Source organism: Halomonas sp. BC04, assembly GCF_000568385.1.
In genome coordinates, this window is the sequence record NZ_AZQX01000345.1 from 1 (window position 1) to 8212 (window position 8212).

At 60.1% G+C, this 8212-nt stretch carries 4 protein-coding genes and 1 pseudogene; 3 read left to right on the plus strand and 2 right to left on the minus strand.

Annotated features, from left to right (window positions below; all coding sequences use genetic code 11):
* From Q427_RS30585 to Q427_RS34700, 3 genes and pseudogenes are all read left to right on the plus strand, one after another.
* The coding region (locus Q427_RS30585) for a helix-turn-helix domain-containing protein (RefSeq protein ID WP_081786171.1) at positions 1 to 242 on the plus strand (242 nt) is incomplete at its 5' end.
* 370 nt (positions 243 to 612) lie between these two features.
* Positions 613 to 1758 (plus strand): methyl-accepting chemotaxis protein, encoded by a 1146-nt coding sequence (locus Q427_RS35690; RefSeq protein ID WP_081786172.1) that lies wholly within the window; start codon positions 613 to 615, stop codon positions 1756 to 1758.
* Between the two features lie 35 nt (positions 1759 to 1793).
* Positions 1794 to 3975 (plus strand): annotated as a pseudogene (locus tag Q427_RS34700) (putative bifunctional diguanylate cyclase/phosphodiesterase).
* 208 nt (positions 3976 to 4183) lie between these two features.
* Here Q427_RS34700 and Q427_RS23070 read toward each other — a convergent pair.
* Both Q427_RS23070 and Q427_RS23075 read right to left on the minus strand, forming a co-directional pair.
* Positions 4184 to 4663 (minus strand): cytochrome c, encoded by a 480-nt coding sequence (locus Q427_RS23070; RefSeq protein ID WP_043517580.1) that lies wholly within the window; start codon positions 4661 to 4663, stop codon positions 4184 to 4186.
* A 49-nt stretch (positions 4664 to 4712) separates the two neighbouring features.
* On the minus strand, positions 4713 to 7829 hold the full coding sequence (locus tag Q427_RS23075) for an efflux RND transporter permease subunit (RefSeq protein WP_043517581.1): 3117 nt from the start codon (positions 7827 to 7829) through the stop codon (positions 4713 to 4715).
* Between the last annotated feature and the right edge of the window lie 383 nt (positions 7830 to 8212).

Consider the following 8212-nt stretch of genomic DNA (forward strand, 5'->3'; position numbering starts at 1 on the left):
CCATGGCACGCCTCATTAGCTATATCTTTCGCCAACGTCCTATAAATCATAAGGGAAGACAATGGGCTTTTGTGCTTACCTTTTCCAAGCGCTGGCTGGCTGATCAGTTAGCCATGTCACCGGAGACCTTGTCTCGAAAACTTCTAGTGCTTCGTGAGTGCGGCGCCATACAAGTATTTTCGCATACAATAGAAATAATTAGCGAAAAGAAATTACATGAATTACTGCTGCAAGAAGAATAGTTTGCGTACGCTTTATACATCCAAGCTGATGGGCTTGCCGGGGAAAATAAACGAACATTATAGGCTTTAGCAGCGCAAGGGAAGGTAAAAATCTACTTAGATTATGGGCAATCCCGTCACATAAATTGATAAACCTGATCGTGGTCATTTTTACCCTAAAAGGTAATTATCACCCTATCCGACATGGGTATAAAAAACCACAATACTTTCAAAGTCTTGATTTTAAAGTAGAAAATTCATGGCATAGCCATTGCATGATGAGAATGAGAACTTAACTCATCTTTGCGAGGAGGCCTCAAAAAGAAGAAAGATCGTCGTGGCCACCCCACTGCGGTCTACGTCGACTACATAACGTACGATTGGAGCATTCATGCAATTATGGAAACGTAAGACTACAAACTCAGCGTCTAATCCAGTTCAGGATATTACCGCCATTATCACCGAGCGTGACCGGCTTCAGGCGCGTATCCTCAAACTGGAAGGTGAACAGCGAGTCCATCAACATCTGTTTCAAAATCTTACCGGCTTCGGCGACTCGGTGGTCGCCCTGCGCGAATCTTTTACAGAACTCTCCGACCTTCTCATCAGTAGCCAGACCGTTACCGACTTCACCGCCAGCGAATCGCTTCGAAGCCAAGAGGCGCTGAATGCCATGGTCAGCGAACTTCGCACCCTTAACCAGCGCATCAGCCAGGCCGCCGATCAGGTCACCTCACTGCGTGGCGATGCTGGCAACATCGGCAGCTTTGTGAGCGTTATCGAAGAAATCTCCATGCAGACGACTCTGCTGGCCTTCAACGCAAGCATCGAAGCGGCCCGAGCCGGTGACTCCGGGCGCGGGTTTGCCGTAGTTGCCACCGAAGTACGCAACCTTGCCTCACGTACCAGTAGTGCTACCGTCGAGATCGGCGAGCTGAACGGCAACATCCTCAGCCAGGCGGACAATGTCGATGGCATGATGGACGATAACGCGCGCAAGGCCGAGCGCCTGAGCACGGAAGCCAGCCAGGTCATGCAGCGCACTGAGCAGCTGCTGACCTTAACCCGCGAGAGCAGCCAGACGCTCTCGTTCTCAGCCATGCTCAGCGAGGTCGAGCTGGCAAACCTGGAAGAGCTGGAGATCAAGCTGGAGGTGTATCGCATCTTCATGGGCTTGTCGCAGAAGACCGTTGCGGATCTGCCGGATGAAACCCAATGCGCCCTGGGCCGCTGGTACTATGCAGGAACCGGCAGTGCCCAGTTCCGCGATGATGACGATTTCCGTGCCCTTGAGCAGCCACATCGGGAAGTTCATCAGCAGGCCATCGAAGCCGTCGCCAATTTCCACGCCGGTCACATCGACGATGCAATGCAAGCGCTGGCCAGGATGGAGGCCGCCAACTTGGATGTCATGAAACGGCTGCGGTACATCATGCGCAAGTATCGGCCCGACACACAGCGCAGTGCCTCTCTCGCCGGCATCGACGCTACCAGAACGACGACACGGGCAATACCAGCCCTGGCCACTGACTCATGAACCAGCACCTGCAGATCGAATCCCTCGCCCACGCCATGGGTATCGACCACTCAGAGATAGCCGAGCGCCGGGCCTTTCTCGAAATCGGTACGGCGGATCGGAAACGGCTCGCACAATTGCAAACCCCATTGAAGGCGGCATGGGACGATCAGGCGGACGGCTTCTACGAACACCTGCTGAGCTTCGCTGATACCCGCTCGCTGCTCACCGATCCCGAAGTGCTCAAGCGACTGCGCAGCGCCCATGGGCAGTATTTCCAGCGGCTACTCGCTGACGCGCCGGACTGGCAGTACGTGCAAAACCGTGTCAACGTCGGCCTGGTCCATCAGCGCATCGGCCTGGAGCCAAGTGGTACATCGGTGCGTACCGCAAGTACATTGCCAGCCTGCTGCCGACGCTTCTCGACGAGTGCGAAAGGCGTGACGAGTCGCCTGCGCAGACTATCGACTCCCTCTTCAAGATCATCACCTTCGACATCTGCCTCGCAATTGACAGCTATATATATGCTGAGAAACAGGCACAGGCGAAAGCCGAGGCACGCAGCAAGCTGCGCGAGCGGGCGATGGATTCCAGCACCAACGGGATCTTCATCGTAGATATCCAGAAGAGCGGCTTTCCAATCATCTACGCCAATGCTGCGTTCAGGCGGCTGACCGGTCTGCAGCATAGCTCGAGCGACACAATCCCCTGCTTGTGCCAGCACGATGGCGCCTGGAATTCGAGCTGCATGCAACATATTCAACAGGCGGTGGGGTCCCGTTGCGAAGGCTACACGGTGCTCTCGTTCACACCCAGCGAGGGGGAGACACGCTGGGTCGAGCTGTTCGTCTCCCCGGTTGAAAATCACGCGGGCACCAGCACGCACTATATCGGCATTCTCCACGATATTACCGAGCGTAAGCGCGCCGAGCGCCATCTTCTTCACCAGGCGACCCATGACCCCTTGACCGGCCTGGCCAATCGTTACCAACTGCATCAGAAGCTGACACAGCTCACCGACACGGCCTCACAGACCTCCCTGGGGGTTCTGTTTCTGGACCTCGACCGCTTCAAGGTTATTAACGACAGCCTGGGACATGGCATTGGGGATGAGTTGCTTCGCCAGGTGGCTAAGCGCCTCAAGCGCTGTCTACGCGGCAATGACACCATCGCACGCTTCGGCGGTGATGAATTCGTAATCCTGTTGGACGGAGTTCAAGGAGCCGGTGACGCAGGCAAGGTAGCCCAAAAGCTCATCGACGTATTGGAATCGCCATTCAACGTGCAGGGCCATTCCCTCTTCATTTCCACCAGCATTGGCATCAGCCTGTTCCCCGAACATGGGAAGGATAGCCAGACTCTTCTCAAGCACGCCGATGCCGCCATGTACCAGTCCAAGGCCGCCGGCCGCCATCAAGTCTCTCTATTCTCATCGGCGATGTCACAGCACGCCTCAGCGAAGCTCTCCATCGAGAATGATCTGCGCCAGGCCCTGGAACAAGAGCAGTTCACGCTGCACTACCAGCCGATCATCGATACGCGAAACGGTGCCATCGTTGGCGCCGAAGCCCTGATTCGATGGCATCACCCCCAGCGCGGCATGATCCTCCCAGACGCGTTCATTCCTCAGGCAGAGGAATCAGGCTGATCCTGCCGATCGGCGAGTGGGTGATTGACCACGCCATCGCCCAGGCGGCAGCCTGGCAGCAGCAGGGTTTCAACCTTCCAGTCTCGATCAACCTATCAGTCAAAGAGTGCGATCCCGCCCGTACCACGGTGCTGATCCGCGACGCGCTGACACGCTATGGCCTGGACCCCGCCCACCTGCAGATAGAAATCACGGAAACCGTCATGATGGAGCAGATCGAGCATGTCCGGCCGATGCTGGAGGGGCTGCAAACTCTCGGTGTGCGCCTGGCCATGGACGATTTCGGAACTGGCTACTCCAGCCTACGCTACCTGCGCGACCTACCTCTCGATACACTGAAAATCGACAAATCGTTCATTGCCGACATTGTCACTCACCCTGCCGATCAGGCCATCGTCTCTTCGGTGATCACCCTGGCGCGTAGGCTCGATATCAAGGTCATCACTGAAGGTGTCGAACAGGCTGCACAGGTCGAATGGCTCCGCCAGGAAGGTTGCCATGTGGTGCAAGGCTACTACTATGGAAAACCGATGCCTTCCTGTCAGCTAGAAGCATTGTTCATAGAAAGACAACAGCCCAGGAAGTTGTAAGAAACTGCTGATTTGTTGTCATCGCGGACCAGAGTGCCTGTCATGGTTACTTTGCCGATATGGCTGCAAGACTGCGAGTCATTCCGATAACTGCGTCTACGCCGATATAGGCCCGTCAGGAGCTCCGGCTTCAGTTGATCTCGAGTCGAGCAAAGTCACGCTTCTGAAGCGTGGGCTTCAGCTTCCTGTTGTTGGGCCGAGGGTTCCTTTATTCGGCGTAAAAATGTGCCCTGAACCCTTCCTTAAACTCCTGATGGCAGGCTAGACAGTGCTTCTGCATCCGAGAAAACGCTTCAATTACTGCTTCGCCATCTTCCTGACGCGCCTTTTCGCCCATTTCCATCGCGACTTCATTCACCTGCCTGTCATGTCCCACGAAACGGGCAGAGTCGGCCCCAAGAAAGCGCAAAATGCGTGTCTTTTCGGTGAACGGTGGTTCGGGATGGTCCGCGATTAGAGGCGCGATTTCCGCTACCTGACCCCAGCCTTCCCGGGAAATGGCTCCGACAACCTCGCGCATGTTTTCGTCGAGTTCGCGCATGATGGAGCGAAGCACCAGCTCCTCGCTAGTACCATTACTCTCCTTCGATGTTTCTTGAACGTTATTTTCCTCCGCCATGAGCCAAGTAGGCAGGGCAGTTAGGGCAAGCAGCAGAACGGTCCTGGTACTGTATTTGCATAAGATCATGGTTATTTCCTGTTGTGATGAGCAAGTATTAGCGGGTTTCCCGTGCCAGCTATCCTGCTGATGGCTCGGTCGCCTGAACCCACCCCCAGTCGTCGAACAGCACGTAGAGCGCCGGGATCACTAGTAACACCAGCACGGTGGCGCTTAGCAGTCCGAATACCACCGAAATTACCAGCGGCTTGATGGCCGCCGCCTGGGTGCTGGTCTCGGCCAGCAGCGGCAGCAGGCCGGCGATGGTGGTGGTGGACGAGATCAGGATGGCGCGCAGCCTGTCGCGACTGGCTTGGCCGGCGGCTGCTACGGCATCCAGCCCGCGCTCGCGATGGGTCTTGATGAAGTGGATCAGCAGGATGGCGTTGTTGACCACAATGCCGGCCAGCGATGCCGCACCGATCAATGACGGCATGGAGAGGTAATAGCCCATCAGCACATGTCCCCAGATCGCACCGATGAAGGCCAATGGAATTGCGAGCATCACGATCAGCGGTTCGACATAGCTGCGGAACTGGAAGGAGAGGATCACGAAGATGCCCACCAGGCCGATCAGCAGGCCGCGGCCGATGGAGCCGCCGGTCTCGGCGGAGCTGGCCACTTGCCCCTCAAAGGTGAGCTCCACCTCGGGATGACGCTCGCGGAATTCGTTCAGCCAACCGCTGCCGACGATATCTTCGACGATGGCCTGGCCGCTGGCCTGCCGCGCATCCACGTTGGCCTCCACGGTGACGGTACGCTGCCCATCGATGCGGGTGATACGCGCCCAGTCGCGCCGCTCCTGGGCGTTGGCAACGACCTCCAGGGGCACCCGGCGACCGTCCGGCAAGGCGATGGTCATGTCGGCCAGGTCGTCTAGAGAAGTCCTGTCCGCTTCGGCCAGGCGAATCAGCACCTCGATCTCCTGATCGCCGATGCGCTGGGTGTCGGCGATCTCACCCAGCAGCGCCGCGCGCAGCTGGCCGGCCACTTCATTGGCGGTCAGGCCCAGGCCATGGGCACCCTCGGCCATCGAGAAGGTCAGTTGGGGCTTGCCCAGGCGCAGGTCATCGATGACGTTGTAAACGGCCGCATAGCCATCGAGATGAGCGCCAAGCTCCAGCGCTGCCGACTTCATGGCCTCCAGGTTCTCTCCGGCCAGGCGCACCTCCACCGGAACCCCGGCAGGGCCAAAGCCGGGCTCCTGAATGATCAGCCGCTGCAGCCCCTCGATCTCACCAATGGCCTCCCGCCAGGCAGCGGTCAGTTCATCCAGGGTCACCCGGCGCCGCTCGGCGGTCAGCAGGTCGACGATGACAGTAGCCACATGGGGACCGGCTTCCCGGGCGCTGGGGTTGTGGTTGAAGCGCACCTGAATCGCCTCGACCAGAGGGGCACCGCCCGGCTGCTCAGGCGAGTAACGCGTATCGAGCTCGCGTATCGCCGCCTCGACCCGCTCGGCCACCGCCTCGGTGCGCGACAGTGACGTGCCCTGCGGCATCAGGATACGGGCCTCCAGTACATCGCCATCGATATCCGGCATCGCCTCACTGCCCACATGCCCCCCGGCCATGAAACCGGCGGATGCCAGAATCACCGTGAAGACAAGGCCCAATACCGCATGGCGAAATCGTATCGCCCGATCGGCCAAGCGCCCGACGGCCTCGCGAAACCCGGAAAAGCGTCTCTCGAAGGCGGCCCGAAAGCGGGAGTCCTGACCGTCGGCCAACCTCCCCACGCTGCCCTTGAGACTGCCCTTGAGATGGTGGGGCAGTATCCAGAACGCCTCGACGAGGCTCGCAGCCAAGGCGGCGATCAGCACCACCGGCAGCACCTGCAGCACCGCTCCCAGCTCGCCGGCCAGAAAGGAGAGCGGGGCGAATACCGCCACCGTGGTGAGAAAGGAGGAGAGTACCCCCGGGAGCACCTGCCGCGTACCCGCCACCACCGCCTCCAGCGGCGTGGCGGCCTCCAGGGCGTGGGCGGCGATGTTGTCGGTGATCACGATGGCGTCATCCATGACGATACCGATGGACATCAGCAGCGCTACCAGGGTGATCATGTTCATCGACAGCCCGGTCAGGGCCATGACGATAAAGGCCCCCATGAAGGCGGCCGGCAGCCCCAGCACCGCCCACAGCGCCAGCCGCGGGCGGAAGAAGAGGCTCATCACCAGCACGACCAGCACCAGACCCATCAGGCCGTTGTTCACCAGCATCTGCAGGCGGTCGCGGACGATACTGGTCGCATCCTGGGTCAGCGTCAGCGAGACGCCGCCAGCGAAACGCCGACGCTCCGCCTCGAGCAGTGAGTCAAGACGCTCCTTGACCGTCAAGGCATCGTCACGCAACGCCTTGCTCACCTCCAGCACCAGCGCCTGCTCGCCGTTGAAGCGGATCTGCTCTTCGGCTCGCTCGCCGGTTTCGGTGATGGTGGCCAGCTCCCCCAAAGTCAGCTCACCGCCCCCGGCGTCGGAGGCCACCACCAGCTCAGCCAGCTCGGCCGGGGAGCGGCGCTGGTCGGTAAAACGCAGCAGGATGTCTTGGTCGGCGGTTTCCAGGGTACCCAGCGGCAGGTCGAGACTCTGGCCGGCCACCCGCCGCGCCAGTTCTTGCGCCGAGAGGCCGTGCTGCCCCAGCACCTCGCGGGGCACTTCCACCTGCCACTGGCGCTGGGACATGCCGTGGATCGCCACCTTGGCCACGCCGGGCAGCGTCATGATGCGCTCTTCCAGGCGCAGGGCGTAATCCTCGAGCTGGCGGGTCGGCATGTCGCCGGATACCGCTACCGCCGCCACCAGGTCGCTGCGGTGAAGCTCCAGCACTACAGGGGAGTCGGCACGGGCTGGCAGCTCGGTGATGGCGCTCACCTCAGTGTCAATCTCATTGAGGAAGCGGATGGCATCACCCCCGGCAGACATGGTTGCCGTGGCACTGGCCAGATTGTCCTGGGCCGCACAGCTGAACTCATCGAGAAACTCCACGCTCTTCACGGCATCGTGCAGGCGCCGACACACGGCGTCCTCCACGTCAGCAGCGCTGGCCCCGCGATAAACCACCTCTACCGACACTTCCACCGGACGATAATCGGGGAAGGTTTCACGCTTGAGGTGGGGTGCGGCGAACAGCCCGGCGGCCAGCAGCAGTATCAGCAGCAGATTGGCGGCGGTAGGGTGAGCGGCAAACCAGCGAATCATGGCTGCTCTCCCGACACTGCGTCGCCCCAAGCCCGGGCGGCCAGGCGCGCCTCAGTGGCCTCGTCCCGGCGCACGGAGAGCGCCATGCCTTCGATAGCCGGCTGCAGGTCGTCGACAACGACCCGCTCACCTGGGTGAGGCCTGCCTCGATCACCGCCAGATCCCCCTGCTGGAAAGCCACCGAGACCGGGCGACGTACCAGGCGGTCCTGCCCGTCGACTAGATAGAGCTCGCCTTGGTGGAGCGCCGACGCCGGCACCACCAGTCGCAGTTCGGAACTCGGCGCCGACAGGCGCACTCGGTATACATGTCGCGCTGCAAGGGAGGGCGGTCGGGGGGCCGCGCATCGCGCCAGGGCGCCTCGACCCTGACCACCACCCGCA